This window comes from Lentzea guizhouensis (genome assembly GCF_001701025.1).
Classification (GTDB): Bacteria; Actinomycetota; Actinomycetes; order Mycobacteriales; family Pseudonocardiaceae; genus Lentzea; species Lentzea guizhouensis.
In genome coordinates this window covers 444,088-462,458 of the sequence record NZ_CP016793.1, presented here as the reverse complement: position 1 = coordinate 462,458, position 18,371 = coordinate 444,088, and the positions used below count along the sequence as shown (strand labels likewise).

General features: G+C 70.4%; 16 protein-coding genes and 1 pseudogene. 11 read left to right on the top strand and 6 right to left on the bottom strand.

All coding sequences use genetic code 11. The features are described 5' to 3' along the window. Position 1: 1 nt before the first annotated feature. Together BBK82_RS02205 and BBK82_RS02200 are read right to left on the bottom strand one after the other, a co-directional pair. On the bottom strand, positions 2–2,872 hold the full coding sequence (locus BBK82_RS02205; RefSeq protein ID WP_170067859.1) for an AfsR/SARP family transcriptional regulator: 2,871 nt from the start codon (positions 2,870–2,872) through the stop codon (positions 2–4). Positions 2,873–3,127: 255 nt separating this feature from the next. After that, entirely contained in the window at positions 3,128–4,924 is a 1,797-nt protein-coding gene (locus tag BBK82_RS02200; protein ID WP_065913476.1) for an AMP-dependent synthetase/ligase, read from the bottom strand. A 98-nt stretch (positions 4,925–5,022) separates the two neighbouring features. Here BBK82_RS02200 and BBK82_RS02195 point away from each other — a divergent pair, with 98 nt between their 5' ends. From BBK82_RS02195 to BBK82_RS02170, 6 genes and pseudogenes are all read left to right on the top strand, one after another. After that, the gene (locus BBK82_RS02195) at positions 5,023–5,403 is read left to right on the top strand and encodes a polyketide cyclase / dehydrase and lipid transport (RefSeq protein ID WP_065913475.1); all 381 of its coding nucleotides are present in this window, start codon (positions 5,023–5,025) and stop codon (positions 5,401–5,403) included. Between the two features lie 58 nt (positions 5,404–5,461). After that, complete coding sequence (locus BBK82_RS02190) at positions 5,462–6,250, top strand: metallophosphoesterase family protein (RefSeq protein ID WP_179953751.1); 789 nt, start codon at positions 5,462–5,464, stop codon at positions 6,248–6,250. 23 nt (positions 6,251–6,273) lie between these two features. Beyond that, entirely contained in the window at positions 6,274–6,714 is a 441-nt protein-coding gene (locus BBK82_RS02185) for an SRPBCC family protein (protein WP_065913473.1), read from the top strand. Beyond that, on the top strand, positions 6,711–7,919 hold the full coding sequence (locus BBK82_RS02180) for an ArsA family ATPase (protein ID WP_065913472.1): 1,209 nt from the start codon (positions 6,711–6,713) through the stop codon (positions 7,917–7,919). The genes BBK82_RS02185 and BBK82_RS02180 overlap by 4 nt, the downstream gene beginning before the upstream one ends. Before the next feature lie 13 nt (positions 7,920–7,932). Beyond that, positions 7,933–8,280 (top strand): hypothetical protein, encoded by a 348-nt coding sequence (locus tag BBK82_RS02175; protein ID WP_065913471.1) that lies wholly within the window; start codon positions 7,933–7,935, stop codon positions 8,278–8,280. Then, positions 8,280–9,237 (top strand): annotated as a pseudogene (locus BBK82_RS02170) (ROK family protein). Before BBK82_RS02175 ends, BBK82_RS02170 begins: the two are co-directional and overlap by 1 nt. A 71-nt stretch (positions 9,238–9,308) precedes the next feature. Here the strand turns inward: BBK82_RS02170 and BBK82_RS02165 are convergent. Next, on the bottom strand, positions 9,309–9,653 hold the full coding sequence (locus tag BBK82_RS02165) for a DUF3140 domain-containing protein (RefSeq protein WP_071812516.1): 345 nt from the start codon (positions 9,651–9,653) through the stop codon (positions 9,309–9,311). An 85-nt stretch (positions 9,654–9,738) separates the two neighbouring features. Here BBK82_RS02165 and BBK82_RS02160 point away from each other — a divergent pair, with 85 nt between their 5' ends. After that, a complete protein-coding gene (locus tag BBK82_RS02160) occupies positions 9,739–9,969 on the top strand; it encodes a hypervirulence associated TUDOR domain-containing protein (RefSeq protein WP_154696998.1) in 231 nt (76 codons plus the stop codon). A gap of 613 nt (positions 9,970–10,582) precedes the next feature. On the opposite strand, the gene BBK82_RS02155 is transcribed toward BBK82_RS02160, so the two are convergent. Next, on the bottom strand, positions 10,583–11,053 hold the full coding sequence (locus tag BBK82_RS02155) for a hypothetical protein (protein ID WP_065920767.1): 471 nt from the start codon (positions 11,051–11,053) through the stop codon (positions 10,583–10,585). Positions 11,054–11,243: 190 nt separating this feature from the next. Between BBK82_RS02155 and BBK82_RS02150 the strand changes: the two genes are divergently transcribed. The 3 genes from BBK82_RS02150 to BBK82_RS02140 all read left to right on the top strand — a co-directional run bounded on the left by BBK82_RS02150 (position 11,244) and on the right by BBK82_RS02140 (position 13,617). Next, on the top strand, positions 11,244–11,978 hold the full coding sequence (locus BBK82_RS02150; protein WP_065913469.1) for a lysophospholipid acyltransferase family protein: 735 nt from the start codon (positions 11,244–11,246) through the stop codon (positions 11,976–11,978). A 22-nt stretch (positions 11,979–12,000) separates the two neighbouring features. After that, positions 12,001–12,513: a polyadenylate-specific 3'-exoribonuclease AS gene (locus BBK82_RS02145; protein WP_065913468.1), complete on the top strand. Its 513-nt coding sequence runs from the start codon at positions 12,001–12,003 to the stop codon at positions 12,511–12,513. 75 nt (positions 12,514–12,588) lie between these two features. After that, positions 12,589–13,617: a 6-phosphofructokinase gene (locus BBK82_RS02140; RefSeq protein WP_065913467.1), complete on the top strand. Its 1,029-nt coding sequence runs from the start codon at positions 12,589–12,591 to the stop codon at positions 13,615–13,617. A 95-nt stretch (positions 13,618–13,712) separates the two neighbouring features. Here the strand turns inward: BBK82_RS02140 and BBK82_RS02135 are convergent, their stop codons facing one another. Next, positions 13,713–14,720: a DUF2891 domain-containing protein gene (locus tag BBK82_RS02135; protein WP_065913466.1), complete on the bottom strand. Its 1,008-nt coding sequence runs from the start codon at positions 14,718–14,720 to the stop codon at positions 13,713–13,715. 186 nt (positions 14,721–14,906) lie between these two features. Here BBK82_RS02135 and BBK82_RS02130 point away from each other — a divergent pair, with 186 nt between their 5' ends. Beyond that, a complete protein-coding gene (locus tag BBK82_RS02130) occupies positions 14,907–16,295 on the top strand; it encodes a class II 3-deoxy-7-phosphoheptulonate synthase (protein WP_065913465.1) in 1,389 nt (462 codons plus the stop codon). Positions 16,296–16,364: 69 nt separating this feature from the next. Here the strand turns inward: BBK82_RS02130 and pknB are convergent, their stop codons facing one another. After that, a complete protein-coding gene (pknB, locus tag BBK82_RS02125) occupies positions 16,365–18,356 on the bottom strand; it encodes a Stk1 family PASTA domain-containing Ser/Thr kinase (protein ID WP_065913464.1) in 1,992 nt (663 codons plus the stop codon). Positions 18,357–18,371 lie beyond the last annotated feature (15 nt).

The window sequence follows — 18,371 nt, the reverse complement described above, 5'->3', positions numbered from 1 at the left end:
CTCAGCTGAGCGTGCGAGCTCGCGACTCCAGGGCGTGCAAACCGAGCTCGGTGCTCCGGCGGACGGCTTCCTCGGCAGCGGCGCGAGCATCCGCCTCACGTCCGAGCTCCCGCCACACCCCCGCGAGCCCGATCAACGCCCGCACCTCCCCGGACGCGTACCCGATCCGCCGGGCCGTGGTGAGTGCCTGGTCGAGGAGCTCGACCGCCCCGTCGAGCTCCGCCAGCGCCCGCTGGACCTCGCCGAGCGTGACCCGGACCGAGGCCGCCACCTGCTGGTCACCACCGTCGGCGACCAACGCCAACGCGCGCGAGGCCAGGGAGAGGGCGGCGTCGGCGTTGCCCTGCGCGAGCTCCAGGGCGGCGAGGTTCTCCAGGGTCTCGGCCTCGCCCGCGGGGACGTTGCCGATCTCCAGCGCACGCGTGAGGTGAGAACGGGCCTCGTCGAAACGACCCTGCAGGCGCAGCGCCATGCCGAGGTAGGTGTGGCTGTCGGCGTTGGGGGCGAGCGCCAGTGCCTGGGTGAAGTGCTCGACGGCGCCGTCGATCTCGCCGAGCTCCACGGCGAGCTGGCCGAGGTTGTACAGGCCGTTGCTGAGGCTGTCCTCCGAGCGCAGCATCTCCAGGCAGCGCACCAGGGCCTCCTTGGCGGCACCGAGCTGGCCGGAGCGGCGGTAGACGAGGCTGAGGTTGTTCAGCACGCCCGCCTCGGCGTCCTTGTCACCCAGCGCGCGGTAGAGCTCGGCGGCGCGGTTGTGGTGCTCCACGGCCAGTGCGTACTCGCTCAGGCGCAGGTAGAGGGTGCCGAGGTTGGCGTGCATCGCCGCCTCGGCCGGACGGTGCCCCGAAGCCTGGGCGGCCTGCAGGCCGTGGTGGGCGGTCGCGAGCCACTCGCCGACGTGCTGGCCGATCCACAGGTAGCCGCGCAGGGCGTCGGCCAGCTGCCAGGCCATCGGTGCCGGGCCGTGCTGGGCGGCGTGCCGGATGGCGGCGGTCAGGTTCGGGCGTTCGGCGTCGAGCCAGGCCAGCGCGTCGGCCGAGGTCGCGATCCGCGGCGCCGGGCCGGACGCCGTCGACGGCAGGCGCAGGATGCCGGGGTAGAGCAGCTCGGCGCAGCGTTCGACGCCGCGCGTGTAGTGGTTCAGCAACGCCGTCCACGCCACCTGCTGCTCGGCGGGCGTGTCCAGCTCGGCGCGCAACGACGCCGCGTAGTGCATCAGCTCGTCGTGGAACCGGTAGCGCCCCGGAGCCGGCGAGACCACCAGCTTCGCGATCGCCAGCACCGTCAGCAGGCCATCGGCGTCCACGTCGGCGAGCGCCGAGGCGGCCTCCGCGGTGAAGTCCGGGCCCGGTACCAGCGACAGCAGCCGGAACAACCGCTGCGGCGCCGGCGGCAGCGCGGCGTAGGCGAGCTCGATCGGCGAGCCCGAGATCGTCACGTCGTCCCGCCCGGCCAGGTACGCCGCCGCCACCCGCAGCGCCAGCGGCAGGTGCCCGCACCGCGCGGCCAGCTCCTCGTGCGACCCCGGCCCCAGCAGCTTCGCCAGCAACGCCACCGACTCCGCCGGCGTGAACACGTCCACCGGCACGGTCCGCGCGCCGTTCATCGCGATCAACCCGCGCAGGTCGTCCCGCGAGGTCACGATCACCGGGCACGTCGCCGTCCCCGGCAGCAGCGCCCGCACCTGGTCCGGCGCGGAGGCGTTGTCGAGCACCAGCAGCATCCGCCGCCCCGACAGCAACGACCGCAGCATCGTGCTCTGCTCGTCCGCGTCGGGCGGGATCTCGTCCGGCGGCACCCCCAGCGCCCGCAGGAACCGCGACAGCACGTCCACCCCGTCCGCCGGCGGCCCCAACGCGTACCCGCGCAGGTCGACGTACAGCTGCCCGTCCGGGAACCGGTCGCGCAGCACGTGCGCCACGTGCACGGCCAGCGTCGTCTTGCCCACCCCCGGCGGCCCCGCCAGCGTCACGATCGGCACCGCGTTGCCCTGCGACCCCGTGACCAGCGCCGTGATCCGCTCGACGTGCCACGCCCGCCCGGTGAAATCCGATATGTCGGTTGGCAGTTGCAAAGGTGAGGTCGGCGCGCGTTCCGGTTCCCGCTCGGTCACCGGCGCCGCGAGCTCGGGAGCTCCGACCAGGATCGCCTGGTGCAACGACCGCAGCTCGGCCGACGGGTCGATCCCGAGCTGCTCGTCCAGCGTCCGGTCCAGCTGCCGGAACGCCTCCAGCGCCTCCGCCTGCCTGCTGCTGCGGTACAGCGCGAGCATCAGCTGCGCCCAGAACCGCTCCCGCAACGGGTGGTCCCGCGTCAGCCCGAAGAGCTCCGGCACCAGGTCCGCGTGGTTGCCCAGCGCGAGCTCCACGTCGATCCGCTGCTCGTGCACGGTCATCAGCAGCTCGGTCAGCCGCGGCGCGTGCTCGGAGTACAACGTCTCCGACGGCACGTCCGACAGCACCGGCCCGCGCCACAGCTCCAACGCCTCAGCAAACGCTTTCCGCGCCGTGACCAGGTCTTCCGACGCCGCCGCCGTCCTCCCGCGCACGGCCGCGTCAGCGAACCTATGTACGTCCACGGCCAACGGGTCGACACGCATCCGGTAACCGTCAGCGGCGGTCTGGATCAGCGACGGGTCACCCAGCGCCGCACGCAACCGCATCACATACGTCTGCAACGTGCCACGAGTGCGCGCAGGCGGCGCGTCACCCCACACGTGCTCGACGAGTTCCGTCACGGGCACCACGCGGTTGGGCCGCAGCAGCAACGCCGCCAGCAACGCCCGGTGCTTGCCCGCCCTCAGCACCACCGCCGAGTCGCCCAGGCGCACCTCCATCGGGCCGAGCAGCCGGAACTGCGGACCCGAAACCATCGCCTTCCCTCCGCGCGCCAGCTGACCGACCGTGGTGATCCCCTCCACAGGACAGCCTATTAGCGCGCTGTCGCCGAGTGACATCGGCGCGTCAGCGATACGTCAGCGACGTCCGGCAATCTTCTACACGTCCCGGTCGGGGGGCCGGGGCAACACACTTCTCGGGTTCCGCGGAAGTTCGCGGATCACGATCGCTGGGGGTCGGAAGGCCCAGGAGCTCTCTCTCAGCTCCTGGGCCTTTCGCGCTGTTCAGGCCTACTTCGCGTAGATCGCGTCGATGTCGGAGGCGTACGTCGTCGCCACGACCGACCGCTTCAGCTTCAGCGACGGCGTCATCTCGCCACCGGCCTCGGTGAAGTCCACCGGCAGCACCCGGAACCTGCGGATCGCCTCCGCCTTGGACACCGACTTGTTCGCCTCGTCCACCACGGCCTGGATCTCCGCCAGCAGGTCGGCGTCCTCGACGAGGTCGGGCACCTCGGCGGAGGCCGGCTTGCCGTGCGACTCCTTCCACGTCGGGAAGAACTCCGGGTCGATCGTGATCAGCGCGCCGATGAACGGCTGCTTGTCGCCGACGACCATGCACTGCGAGATCAGCGGGTGCGCCCGGATGCGGTCCTCGAGCTGCGCGGGGGAGACGTTCTTGCCACCGGCGGTGACGATGATCTCCTTCTTGCGGCCCGTGATCTTCAGGAAGCCGTCGCTGTCGAGCTCGCCGATGTCACCGGTGTGGAACCAGCCGTCCTCCAAGGCCTCCTTGGTGGCGGCCTCGTTGTTCCAGTAGCCGGTGAAGACGATGTCGCCCTTGATCAGGATCTCGCCGTCCTCGGCGATGCGCACCGACGTGCCGGGCACCGGCAGGCCGACCGTGCCGACCTTCTCCTGGCCCTTGAACGTCACGCACGCCGCCGCCGACGTCTCGGTCAGGCCGTAGCCCTCGTACACCGGGATGCCCGCGCCGCGGAAGAAGTGCGACAGCCGGTCACCCAGCGGCGCGCCACCCGACACGGCCGCGACCGCGCGGCCACCGAGGGCGGCCCTCAGCTTCGCGAACACCAGCTTGTCGAACACCGCGTGCTTGATCCGCAGCCCGAGGCCGGGGCCGCCGTCGTCGAGCGCCTGGCTGTACGCGACCGAGGTGGCCTCGGCGGCGTCGAAGATCTTGCCCTTGCCGCCGGCGTGCGCCTTCTGCTTCGCGCCGTTGTAGACCTTCTCGAACACGCGCGGCACGGCGACGACGAACGTCGGGCGGAACTGGCCCAGGTCGCCGACGAGGTTCTGCACGTCCGCGGTGTGGCCCAGCGTCGCGCGCGAGTACACACACGCCAACGCCAGCGCGCGCGCCAGGATGTGGGCGAGCGGCAGGAACAGCAGCAGCGAGTTGCCGGCCGTGAGGATCTCCGGGAACCGCGAGAGCGCGGACCGCACCTCGGACAGCAGGTTGCGGTGCGTCAGCGTGCAGCCCTTGGGGCGGCCGGTGGTGCCGGAGGTGTAGACGAGCGTCGCCGTCTCGTCCGCCTTCACCGTGCCGCGGCGCTCGTGCACCTGCTCGTCGGTGATCTCGGCACCCAGCGCCGTGAGCTCGTCGACGGCGGGCGCGGAGCCCTCGATCTGCCACACGTGCCGCAGCTCCGGGAGCTTGCCGACGACCTCGTCGACCAGCGCGCGGTGCTGCGAGGCCTCGACGAACACCGCCTTCGCGCCCGAGTCGGACAGGATCCACTCGATCTGGTCGGCCGAGGAGGTCTCGTAGATCGGCACCACGACGCCGCCCGCCGCCCAGATGGCGAAGTCGAGCAGCGACCACTCGTAGCGGGTCTTGGAGACCAGGCCGACGCGGTCGCCGTGCTCGACACCGGCGGCGATCATGCCCTTGGCCACGGCCATGACCTGCGCCGCGAAGTCGCGGGCGGTGATGTCGACCCAGGTGCCGTCTACCTGCCTGCGGAAGCTGACGGCGTTGCCGAACCGTTCCGCGTTGGCCCACACCATGTCGGTGAGGTTCTCCTCAGGAGCCACTGCGGCGGTGGCGGGGACGCTGAACTCGCGCACGTCAACCTCCGTACGATGATTTGTTACTGGTGGGGAAACTTAGCGTGTGATTCCGGCGATACAAAGGTTGGTACGCCCTTCCGTTACCTTTTGACCTCATGGCCAGCGTGGACGTCGTCGACGAGACTTTCCTGGCGGTGCCACCCAGCGTGGTCGCCGCAGCCTTCTCCGTTCCGTCGTCGTGGCGGTCGTACTGGCCGGACCTCGAACTGTCCGTGTACGCCGACCGCGGTGACGAGGGGGTGCGCTGGACCGTGGGCGGCGCGCTCGTCGGCACCATGGAGGTCTGGCTCGAGCCGATGCTCGACGGCACCCTGCTGCACTACTTCCTCCGCGCTGATCCGCCGGCCGGTTCGCTGCGCCCGCGCGACGCCCTCCGTGAGGTGCAACGCCGTCAGCTGGCCGCGAAGTCCGTCGCACTGGGCCTGAAGCTGACCCTGGAGGACGGTCGCCCGGCCGGCTGCCCGCCGGCAGGGTGATCATCGTCGACGTGCCGCCCGCGAACCACCGCCGTCCAGTTCAACTAAGTTGGGGAACGTGCGGGTTCACGTGGTCTCGGATGTGCACGGCAACGCGGAGGCGCTGGCGCGCGCCGGTGACGGGGCCGACGCGCTCGTCGTCCTCGGCGACCTCATCGACTTCGTCGACTACTACGACCATTCCAGAGGGATCATGGGCCGGGTCTTCGGCCCGGAGAAGGTCGGCATCTTCGCCGAGCTGCGCCGCGGCACTCAGCGCGCCGACACGGCGAGCTACATCCGGTCCCTGTGGGACGGTCTGAACGACGCGCGCGCCGTGGTGGAAGAAGCGGTGCTGGAGCAGTACCACGCGTTGTTCGCCGCGATGTCGGCGCCGACGTACGCGACACCGGGCAATGTGGACAGTCCGCACCTGTGGCCGCAGTTCGCGCGCGACGGCGTGCACGTCGTCGACGGCGCGGCGGTGGAGATCGGCGGGCTGCGGTTCGGGTTCGCGGGCGGTGGGCTGATGGTGCCCGGTGTGGCGCGCAACCCCAACGCGCCGTGGTACCCGTACCTGCGCACGGAGGACGACATGGCGGCGGCGTTGGACCGGATGGGGCAGGTCGACGTGCTGTGCACGCACATTCCGCCGTTGGTCCCGGACCTGACCTACGACGTCGTGGCGCGCCGCCCGGAATGGGGCTCGCGGCCGGCGTTGGAGAAGATCGTGCGGGAACGTCCGCGCTGGTCGGTGTTCGGACACGTGCACCAGCCGCTGGCCCGCCGCGTGCGCATCGGCTACACCGAGTGCATCAACGTCGGGCACTTCCAGCGCAGCGGCAAGCCTCACGTCCTCAACTGGTGAAGACGCGAGTAACCTCCCCAGACATGGCCGACGAGTCCACTCAGTCCATCGTCATCGACGCGCCGCCTGAGAAGATCATGGCGATCATCGCGGACTTCCCGTCGTACCCGGACTGGGCGAACGGGATGAAGGAGGTCGAGGTCCTCGGCACCAGCGCGGACGGCCGTGCCGAGCAGGTGCGGTTCGCGATCGACCAGGGGCCCGTCAAGGACGAGTACACCCTGAAGTACGACTGGGCGCCCGACGGCCTCTCGGTGCAGTGGAACCTCGTCAAGGGAACCATGCAGAAGTCGCAGCACGGCAGCTACGTGCTGGAGCCGTCCGGCACCGGTACCAAGGTCACCTACACGCTGTCGGTGCAGCTGGTGATCCCGATGATCGGCCTGTTCCGGCGCAAAGCCGAGAAGCTGATCCTCGACACCGCGCTCAAGGAGCTCAAGAAGCGCGCGGAGAAGGCGGCTTGAGCCGGGTCCTGCTCTTCACCGGCAAGGGCGGGGTCGGCAAGACCACTCTGGCCGCCGCGACGGCGGCGACGCTGGCGGCGCACGGCCGCAAGGCGCTCGTGGTGTCGACCGATCCCGCGCACTCGCTGGGCGACGCGCTCGACGTGCGCCTGGGTGCCGCGCCGTCCGAAGTGGACGGTGCGGGTGGTCTGTTCGCCTGTCAGGTCGATCCGCGCGGGCTCGTCGACGACGCGTGGGGTGACCTGCGCGGGCACCTGCGGACGGTGCTGGCCGGTGCCGGGGTCGACGAGCTCGACGCCGAGGAGCTGACGGTGCTGCCGGGCGTGGAGGAGCTCCTCGCGCTCGCGGAGGTGCGCCGGCTCGCCGCGACCGGGCCGTGGGAGGTCGTGGTCGTCGACTGCGGGCCGACGGCGGAGACGTTGCGGCTGCTGTCGCTGCCCGAGGCGTTCGCGGGCTACCTGGAGAGGCTGTTCCCGACGCACCGGCGCGTGGTGCGCGGTCTGCTGGCGGGGGTCGCGGGTACCGGGACCGTGGAGAAGTGGGACGCGACGGCGGACGCGCTGAGCAGGCTCGCGGAGCGGCTGGACGCGTTGCGCTCGATGCTCGCCGACCCGTCGTCGTGTTCGGTTCGGCTGGTGCTGACGCCGGAACGCGTGGTCGCCGCGGAGACCCGGCGGACGCTGACCGCGTTGGCGTTGCAGGGCATCCGGGTGGACAGCGTGATCGCGAACCGGCTGGTGCCCTCGCCCGGCTCGGCGCGAGGTGCGGCGGCGACGTGGCTGCGGACGCGGCGGCACGAGCAGGACGCGGTGCTCGCCGAGCTGACCGGCATCGGCGAGATCCGCACGGTCGACCACCGCGCGTCCGAACCCGTGGGCGTGCCGGCGTTGCTGGAGGTCGCGGAGCAGCTCTACGGCGGCGAGGACCCGTTGCCGGGGGCGGTGGTGGCGGAGTCGATGCTGGAGGTGTCGGGCAGCGGGCGTGGTCTGGACGCCCGGTACTCGCTGCGGATCGCGTTGCCGTTGGCCGATGACACGGAACTGGACCTCGCGCGCGTTGGCGATGATCTGGCGTTGACCGTCGATGGGCGGCGTCGGCTCGTGGCGCTGCCGTCGTTGTTGAGGCGGTGCATCGTGACCGGTGCGGAGATGGACGCGGGTGGCGTGACGGTGGGGTTCCGCCCGGACCCGAAGCTGTGGCGCTGATCAGGAGTTTGTGATGACCGAGAACGACAGCGGCGGCAAGCTCGCCGAGGAGCTGCGGCTGCTCATCGACACGGCCGCCGAGCGCATGCAGCCGTGGTTGCAGCGGGTGGCGGAGGCGGGCGATGGCTCGCACACGCCGGAAACGTGCGGCTGGTGCCCTGTGTGCAACGGGGTCGCACTGCTGCGTGGCGACCGTTCGGAGCTGGCCGCGAAGGCCGCCGAACACGCTGCCGGGCTGGTGGCGGTGTTGCGCGCTGCTCTGCGTGAGCCGGGTGCGCCGCCGTCTGCCGAGCCGCCGGGTGAACCGGCCGACGCGGGCCAGCGCGTGCAGCACATCAAGGTCGTCAGGAAGAGCGACTAGTGCTCACCGTCGGGGTTGATATCGGAGGCACCAGTGTGCGCGCTGGTGTCGTGGACGCGCGTGGCTCCGTGCTCGACACCTCGCGCGCGCCGACGCCCGCCGGTGAACGCGCTCTCGAGGACGCGCTCGTCGCCGCCGTCGAGGAGGTCGCGGACCGGCACGCGGTGAACGCCGTCGGGCTCGCCGTGGCCGGGTTCATCGCCTCCGACCGCCGCACGGTCCGGTTCGCGCCGCACCTGGCGTGGCGGCAGGCGGACGTCGCGGACCGCATGAGCGACCGTCTCGGCATGCCCGTCGTGCTGGAACACGACGCGAACGCCGCCGCTCTGGCCGAACACCGCTTCGGCGCTGCGCGCGGTGCCAAGACCGCTGTGCTGGTGGCCATCGGGACCGGTATCGGCGCTTCGCTGCTGTTGAACGGTGAGGTCTTCCGCGGCGCTTACGGCGTTGCACCCGAACTCGGGCATCTGCGCGTGGTGCCCAATGGCCGTCCATGCCCGTGCGGCAAGAACGGCTGCTGGGAGCGCTACTGCAGTGGCACCGCACTCAGTGCGACCGCCGTGGAGCTGCTGGCCAAGCACCCCGGTGTCTCCACCGTGCTCGCCCGCGAGGCCGCCGGTGACTCACGCGCCGTGACCGGTCGCCGCGTCGCCGGTGCGGCCCGCGACGGCGACCCGCTGGCCAAGCGCGCGCTGGCCGACCTGGCGCGCTGGCGCGAGGGCCTGGCGCTCGTGGCCGACGTCTACGACCCCGAGGTGATCGTCATCGGGGAGGGTGTCGGGTCGCCGCTGTTCCTCACGACGCCCGCGAGCACTACGCCTCGTGACCGGCGCCGGCCGCCCGCTGGCCCGCATCCGCACCGCGCAGCTCGGCGACGACGCCGGCATCGTGGGCGCGGCGACCTTGGCGCGCGAGATGGTCGCGTCGATGGCCCGCAACCACTCCCGCCGCTCCTAGCCGCTCGCTCGGCCCTGGTCGGCTGCCCGCGGCTGTGAGCTGTCCCGTGCCGTCAGCTCTCGAGGGCGTCGTCAGCTCTTGAGCGGGTCGTGTCCCCAGTTCATCAGCGAGTGGCGCCAGCGGCTGCCTTCGAGCTCGCTCTTGGACTGGTCGGGCCGCTGGGCGAGGTGGCGGTGCACGTACCCGACGACCTTGCGCATGTGCCCGTAGTCGTCGTCGGTCAGGTCGCCCTGCTTCGTCTGCAGCAGCTTCACGATGCGCCGCCCGGACGCGTGCCCGGTCGACTCGCCGTCGTTGTCGCCACTCTTGGCGCCGACCGCCTTCGACTCGTCCGTGCCGAGCCACTTCTCGAGCTGCCCCGCGGTCATGTTCACCGCGTCGCCGAAGTCCTTGCGCGTCTTCTCCTCGTCGCCCACGTGCCTGTCCTCTCGTCCGTGTCGATGCCCGGCGGTCGGGTACCCGTGGTTGCGCCGAATGACGCAACGCGACGGAGGCAGGACGATGAGCGAGAAGCACCCGTACAAGCCCGGCGACGAGGTCGAGTGGTCCAGTCACGGCAGCCGCACCCACGGCAAGGTCGAAGAGGAGATCACCGAGACCAAGCAGGCCGCCGGCCGCAAGGTGAAGGCCACGGAGGACGAGCCGCAGTACCGCGTCCGCAGCGACAAGAGCGGCCGCGACGCCGTCCACAAGCCCAGCGCCCTGCACCCGCACCGCTCGTCCTCCGACTGACCGCCCACCTCTTCAAGCCCACGCCCGGCCCACCTTTGCAACAAGTCTTTTGCGGACGTTGTCAAAAGACTTGTTGCTAAGCGGCAGGTCAGCGCGCGGCGAGGCAACTGATATATCGGTTGAGCGGTGCGTTGGTGGCCGAGCAACGTTGCAAGGGCGGGTCGTTGCAACGGCTGGGAGGCAGCAGCGAGGTCGCTTGAGGAGTGACGCGGCGGGCGTGTCGGGGTCTGTTCGCCCGCCGCGAACACCCGGTCCGAAATTCCCGGCTTCGGCACTGAGGGCCACGGGACTGTCGGTCTTCGCGAGGAGAATGAAAGCAAGGGGTCCCCCTTCGCGGGGGACGCCTGCGCGAGCGTGGGGAGTCGGGGTGGAGCGGGTCGCGGTAGTCTCCGGGCAGTCGGAAAGAGGCGCCGGAGCTAGCGGCCGAGCACGCGCAGGATGCGGGGGCGGCGGCGCTTGGCGCGTTCAGCGTCCTTCTTGGTCAAGGTCGCCAGGGCGCGGGCCATCATCAGGTGCTGCATCTGGTCCATGCCGACACCGTAAGCATGACCGAAACGTTATCTGAAGGTTTGAGTGGCCGTTATCACGCCGTTATCAGCTCGGCGGTGACGTGTCACACCTGAGCGCCGTCGTCCCATCCGGAGTCCGGCGGCGGGGTGTTCCGCATGCGCAGGATGAGCAGGCCGATGCCGGCGCACAGGGCCACCAGCGACAGCGGCGTGCCCAGACTCGCGTGCAGGCCGAAGAGGCCGGGGGCCACCAGCAGCACGATGCCCAGCACCAGGATCACGAGCGCCACGATCGTCGACGCGCGCAGCACCGGGAACGGCGGCGGTTCCGGCGGAACATAGTGGTCGTCGGGTTCCGGCCGGTCGCGGTCGTCGTCGTCCTCTGGCTCGGAGTAGGTGTCCTCGTCCGGAACGTCGCGTGTCTTGGTGTCCCGTGACTGGGTGTCTTCCGTGCCCGCCTCGTCGAGGTCGAGCCAGTCCTTGCCGACCCCGTCCCGTTCGAGACCCGCGACGATCTCGGCAAAGAGCTCGTCGACGTTCTCGGGGCCGTCGGTCGAGTCGCGCCGGGCGTTCATCCAGAGCCTCTCCGTGTGCCGCAACCCTCTGACCCCACATCGTTGCACGGCCTCGATGTGTTGCGGGTTACGGCAGTCGGCTCAGTCACCGCGTGACGCACTGGCTGAGGACTCGTTGTGTGAGCAGCGGTCGGCTCCGTAGGCTGGTTGCCGGGATCAAGGTTCGGTGTCTAGGGAGGCGCTTCCCGCTGTGCTGTACTGGATGATGAAGCACGTCCTCCTGGGACCCGTCTTGCGGCTGTTCTTCCAGCCCAAGATCATCGAGGGCGCCGAGAACATCCCGAAAGACGGCGGCGCCATCCTGGCGAGCAACCACCTCGCCGTCTCCGACTCGTTCTTCCTGCCGCTGATGCTGTCGCGGCGGGTCACGTTCCCCGCCAAGATCGAGTACTTCACCGGCACCGGGATCAAGGGCAAGCTGCAGAAGTGGTTCTTCTCCGGCGTCGGCCAGGTGCCGATCGACCGGTCCAGCGCCTCCGCCGCGCAGGGCGCGCTCGACACCGGTGTGCGGATCGTGCGCGAGGGCAAGCTGCTCGGCATCTACCCCGAGGGCACGCGGTCGCCTGACGCCCGGCTCTACAAGGGCAAGGTCGGCGTCGCGTGGATCGCGCTGGAGTCCGGTGCGCCGGTCATCCCGGTGGCGATGTTCGGCACGGACAAGGCCAACCCCATCGGCTCGAAGATGTGGAAGCCGTACCCGATCCGCATCAAGATCGGCAAGCCGCTCGACTTCTCCCGCTACGAGGGCCTGTCCGGCGACCGGTTCGTGCTGCGGTCGATCACCGACGAGATCATGTACGCCCTGATGGAGCTCTCCGGCCAGGAGTACGTCGACGTCTACGCGGCGAAGGCCAAGGAACAGTCCGCCGACGTGCCGGAACAGGGCGGGCCGAGCGACCGGGTGCCCGAGAAGAAGGTCGGCTGACCGCTACCCCTAGGGTGTCGCGGTGCGGTTTTTCTACGACTGTGAGTTCATCGAGGACGGGGTGACGATCGACCTCGTGTCGATCGGTGTGGTCGACGAGGAAGGCCGCGAGTTCTACGCCGTGTCCACCGAGTTCGACCCCGAACGCGCGGGGCCGTGGGTGCGGCAGAACGTTCTCAACCAGCTGCCGTCGCCCGCGGACAAGGCGTGGCGCAGCCGTGAGCGCATTCGCGAGGACCTGCTGGACTTCCTCGGCGCGCGCAAGGCAGCCCGTGACGACGTGGAGCTGTGGGCCTGGTTCGCCGCCTACGACCACGTGGCGCTCGCACAGCTGTGGGGAGCCATGCCGGCGTTGCCGCGTGCCCTGCCGCGGTTCACACGCGACCTGCGGCAGCGCTGGGAGGACGTCGGCAAGCCCAAGCTGCCGACCCCGCCGGTCGACGCCCACGACGCGCTCGCCGACGCCCGGCACAACCTCGCGCGCTGGAAGGTGATCGAGGAACACCGGCTCAAAACCGGCTTTCCAGTCCGGTGAGTGAGACCCGCGTTGCTGCACCGATACAGCTCGTGAAAGTCTGAGTGACACAGGACACGAGAGAGTGGGAAGCAGATGCGCATCGGTGTGCTCACTGGCGGTGGTGACTGCCCCGGTCTGAACGCCGTGATCCGGGCCGTGGTCCGCAAGGGCATCAAGGCACACGGCTGGGAGATCGTCGGGTTCCGCAACGGGTGGCAGGGTCCGATCGAGAACCTCACCAAGCCGATCGGCCTCACGGACGTCGAGGAGATCCTCACCCGCGGTGGCACGATCCTGGGCTCGTCGCGCACGAACCCGTACAAGGTCGAGGGCGGTGTCGACCGCATCCGCGAGACCATCGCGGCGAACCAGATCGACGCCATCGTCGCGATCGGCGGCGAGGACACCCTCGGTGTCGCCAAGAAGCTGACCGACGACGGCATCGGCGTCGTCGGTGTGCCGAAGACGATCGACAACGACCTCGGCGCCACGGACTACACCTTCGGCTTCGACACGGCCGTGCACATCGCGACCGAGGCCATCGACCGCCTGCGCACCACGGCCGAGTCGCACCACCGTGCGCTCGTCGTCGAGGTCATGGGCCGGCACGCGGGCTGGATCGCGCTGCACTCGGGTCTCGCGGGTGGCGCGAACGTCATCCTCGTCCCGGAGCGCCCGTTCAACGTCGACAAGGTCGTCGAGTGGGTCGAGCGCCGCTTCGAGCGCGAGTTCGCGCCGATCATCGTCGTCGCCGAGGGCGCGATGCCCGAGGGTGGCGCCGAGGTGCTGCACTCCGGTGAGCGCGACGCGTTCGGCCACGTCCGCCTCGGTGGCGTCGGCCAGTGGCTCGCGGAGGAGATCGCGGACCGCACCGGCAAGGAGTCCCGCGCGGCCATCCTCGGCCACATCCAGCGCGGTGGCACGCCGACCGCCTACGACCGCGTGCTCGCGACCCGCTTCGGCCTGCACGCCGTCGACGCCGTCGCGGCTGGTGACTTCGGCACCATGGTCGCGCTGCGCGGCACCGAGATCGTGCGCGTGAAGCTGTCCGAGGCGACCGCCGAGCTCAAGACCGTGCCGACCGAGCGCTACGAAGAGGCCGAGGTCTTCTTCGGCGCCTGATCCGGCAGCGGGCTGCTGACCGATACATCAGCTTATGCAAAAGACGTTTGCGGTCGTCCGCAAACGTCTTTTGCATAAGAAGGGATTCGTGCTGGTCAGAAGGCCTTCACGTCGAGGTAGGCGGCGAACGTGCCGAGCCAGTGGTCGGCCATGTAGCCGTGACCGCCGAACACGTAGGTCCACCCGGCTTCGCGGTGTGCGGCAGAAGCCGTGCGGGCCAGCTCGGTGTAGCGGTGCCCGGTCGGCAGCGAGTCCGCGATGGCCTCCCAGTTCCAGGCGCGGGACAGCGCGAGCCCGGCCAGGTGCGAGCCGTACGGGTCGCTCGGGTCGTCGACCGGGAAGGGTTCGCGCAGCGAACGCCACCGTGGCGAGTCGAGCTCCGGCAGGTACGCGTCGAGCCAGGCCCCGAACTCCGCGGTGTCCAGCGCACGCCGCATCAGATCGGCCGTCGTCAGTGCGGGGGAGAGGAAGTCGGCCGCGTCCGGCTCGAACCCGCCGTAGGCCTTCTCGTCGCGGTGCCACCGCAGCGCGGCGTCGACGCACGCCGACGCCAGCTCGAAGTCCCCGGTCACCTGAGCCGCGTCGAACACCAGGCCGGTCGCGAACGCCGTGTTGCTGTGCGTGCCCGTGCGGATCGGCAGCCGGGCCGCGGAGATCCACTCCAGCCACCGGTCGCGCAGCACGTCCGCGATCGGCGCCACCGACCACGGCAGCCCCGAGGTCCGCAGCTCCGCATCGAGCAGCAGCAGCCACGCCCACCCGTACGGCCGCTCCCAGTGCCGCCCGGCCGGCGAGGCGAAGAACGACGCCTCCACGGCGCAGTTGTCGTGCGTGACCAGCTTGTCCAGCGCGTCCCTGGCCAGGTCCGCGCCGGCCAGCGACGGCCGCAGCCGCAGCAGCCGGACGGCCAGCCACGTCTGGTGCACGCACGAGTGCCAGTCGAACGACCCGGCGAACACCGGGTGCAGCACCCGTTGCGGCACGAGCCGGTCGTCGCCGTCGATCACGTGCGTCCAGTGCACCGGGTGGTCGCGCTGGATGTTGTCGATCGCGATGCCCAGCAGCCTGCTCGCGGTGCTGTCATCCAATCGGGTGGCTTCCATGGCGCAATCATGCAATGCGACGTCTCAACTGGGCAGAGGGCGGGTGGCCGCCGTGATCGTTGACAACTGACAGACATCGGCCGGAAACCCGCCAGTCAACCGGTCGTGGATCACGAGGCGAACCCCGGGTGACGGCTGAGGGAGCCCGGCCCGGTCTCTCAGTGTGGAACAACTAAGCTGAGCAGCGTGAACTGGACCGTGGACGTGCCCATCGACACGCTTCCCGAGCTTCCGCCGCTGCCTCCCGAGATGCGCAAGCGCCTGGACGACGCCCTGTCGCGTCCGGCAGCCCAGCAGCCCGAATGGCCCGACGCCGAACAGGTGCGTCGCGTGCGGACCGTGCTCGAGAGCGTGCCGCCGATCACCGTGCCCGCCGAGATCGACCGGCTGCACGCGCAACTGGCGCAGGTCGCGAACGGTGAGGCGTTTCTGCTGCAGGGCGGTGACTGCGCCGAGACGTTCGCGGACAACACCGAGCCGCACATCCGCGCGAACATCCGGACCCTGCTGCAGATGGCCGTAGTCCTCACCTACGGCGCGAGCCTGCCGGTCGTCAAGGTCGGCCGCATCGCCGGCCAGTACGCCAAGCCGCGGTCGTCGAACATCGACGCGCTCGGCCTGCCGTCCTACCGCGGCGACATCATCAACTCCCTGGTCGCCACGCCCGAGGCCCGCATCCCGGACCCGGGCCGGATGATCCGCGCGTACGCGAACGCCGGTGCCGCGATGAACCTGCTGCGCGCCCTCACCGGTGCCGGCCTCGCGGACCTGCACCGCGTGCACGACTGGAACCGCGACTTCGTGCGCACCTCGCCCGCCGGTGAGCGCTACGAGGCGCTGGCCGGTGAGATCGACCGCGGCCTGCGCTTCATGTCGGCGTGCGGTGTCACCGACCAGTCGCTGCACGGCACCGAGATCTTCGCGTCGCACGAGGCGCTGCTGCTCGACTACGAGCGCGCCCTGCTGCGCCTGGACACCACGGGCGACCAGCCGAGGCTGTACGACCTGTCGTCGCACTTCGTGTGGATCGGTGAGCGCACCCGTCAGCTCGACGGCGCGCACATCGCGTTCGCGGAGCTGCTGGCGAACCCGATCGGCCTCAAGATCGGCCCGTCGACGTCGCCGGAGATGGCCGTCGAGTACGTCGAGCGCCTCGACCCGCGGGGCGAGCCGGGTCGCCTGACGCTGATCTCGCGCATGGGCAACCAGAAGGTGCGCGACGTGCTGCCGGCGATCATCGAGAAGGTCGAGGCCAGCGGCCACAAGGTCATCTGGCAGTGCGACCCGATGCACGGCAACACCCACGAGTCGAGCACCGGCTACAAGACCCGCCACTTCGACCGCATCGTCGACGAGGTCCAGGGCTTCTTCGAGGTGCACCGGCGCCTGGGCACGCACCCCGGCGGCATCCACATCGAGCTCACGGGTGAGGACGTCACCGAGTGCCTGGGCGGCGCGCAGGAGATCTCCGACGACGACCTCGCCGGCCGCTACGAGACGGCCTGCGACCCGCGCCTGAACACCCAGCAGTCGCTGGAGCTGGCGTTCCTCGTCGCCGAGATGCTGCGCTCGTAGGTCTCCTGAAGACGAGCTGAAGAGCGAAGGGCCCCGCGTCGGGAACGCGGGGCCCTTCGCTCTTCCCAGCTACAGACCGAAGATCTTGATCTCGGTACCGCGCTTGACCTTGCTGCGGGGCTGCGGGTCCTGGTTCACCACGGTCGCGTTGCCGCTCTTGTTGAACTCGACCTCGACCCGGAAACCGAGGCGTTCGAGCTCCTCCTTGGCCTCGCGGACCTTCTTGCGGGTGACGTCCGGCACCTCGATCTCGCTGTTGTCCTCGAAGAACACCGTGACGCGCTTGCTCGATCCGACCTCCAGCACCGTGTTGGCCGCCGGGTCGGTGCGGGTCACCCGCAGGTCGTCCGGGTTGCCGCCGTTCTGGCCGCCACCCTCCACCGGCTCGAGGCCCAGGCGCTGCAGCTCGGCGAACGCCTCGTCCTTCTTCTTGCCCCGCAGGTCGGGCACGGTCACCCGCGGCGCCGGGCCCTTGCTCAGCACCAGCGTGACCGGCTTGCCGATCTCCAGCGCGGTGCCGGGCCGCGGGTCGAGCGCCACGACCTTGCCGATGGGCACGGTGTCGTGGAACGCGTCCTTCGCCGGGTCCTTGGCCGCCGTCAGGCCGACCGCCTCGATCTCCTTGGTCGCGGCCTCCACCTCGACCCCGACGTTCACGAACGGCACGACGGGCTTGCCCCGCGACACGATGAGCTTCACGGACTCGTTCTTGCGCAGTTCGGTGCCGTTGCCCGGCTCGGAGCGGATGACCTGCCCGAGCGGCACGGTGTTCGACGGCTCCCGCACGACCAGCGCTGTGAGGTCCGCGCCCGACAGCAACCGGGTCGCGTTCGCCTCCGACTGCCCGGACACCTCCGGCACGTTCGTCCAGCGGCTCGCGCTGAGGTACCAGGTGAACAGCCCGGCGATCAGCACCACGACGGCGCCCACGGACCCCCAGATCACCATGAGCCGCTTCTTGCGCTTGCGCTCCTCCTCGGCCGCGTCGACCTTCTTGCGGCGTGCCGGCGGGCGACGACGGGGCTGCTCGGGCCGCGGCATCGTGCGCGTGGCCGCGGCGGGCGTCGGGGGGCCGGTGTGCACGGTGGTCATCGCCGACTTGCGCACCGGAGTGGTCGCCTCGGCCACCGGAACCGGCGTGGCGCCCACGGCGACCGGGACCGGCCGCATCACGACGGTCTTGTCGTTCTCCGGCGCCGTGCCGGGAACGGGCACCGGCTGCGGCGTGAGGCCCAGTTCCGCGCCCACGCGTTCGAGCTCGGCGAGGAACGCGTCCGCGTTCGCCGGTCGCAACGCCGGGTCGCGCCGGGTCGCCTTGCGCACCAGCGTGTCCAGGGCCAGCGGGATCCCGGGGACGGACGGGACGTCCGAGCTCACGTGCTGGTAGGCCACCGAGATGGGCGTGTCGCCGCGGTAGGGCGCCTGTCCGGCCAGCATCTCGTAGAGCACGATCCCGGCCGAGTAGACGTCACTGCGCGCGTCCGCCGAGCCGGTCTCCACCTGTTCGGGGGAGAGGTAGGCGACGGTGCCGAGGATCTCGCTGTCGCTGGTGACGCCGTTCTCGCCGATCGCGCGCGCCAGCCCGAAGTCGGCGACCTTGACCTGGCCTGCCGACCCGATCAGCACGTTCTCCGGCTTCACGTCGCGGTGCACGAGACCGGCTCGGTGGGCCGCACCCAGCGCGGACAGCACCGGGCCCAGCACGCTCAGCGCCGTGGCGGGAGGGAGCTTGCCGCGCTGGTTCAGCAGGTCACGCAGGTTGCCGCCGTCGATCAGCTCCATCACCAGGTACACCTGGTCACCGTCGACGCCCTGGTCGTGCACGGACACCACGGCCGGGTGGTGCAGCTGTGCCGACGCACGCGCCTCGCGCTCGAAACGCGCGACGAACGCGGGGTCCGCGGTCAGGCGAGGATCCATCACCTTCACGGCGACCTCGCGGTCAAGGCGGGTGTCGCGACCTCGATAGACGGTGGACATGCCACCGCGCGCGAGCACGGAGTCCACCCGGTAGCGCTGCTCGAGCAGTCCACCCATCACGTTCGAAACCGACCTCTCCACAGTGCGAGATGGTAA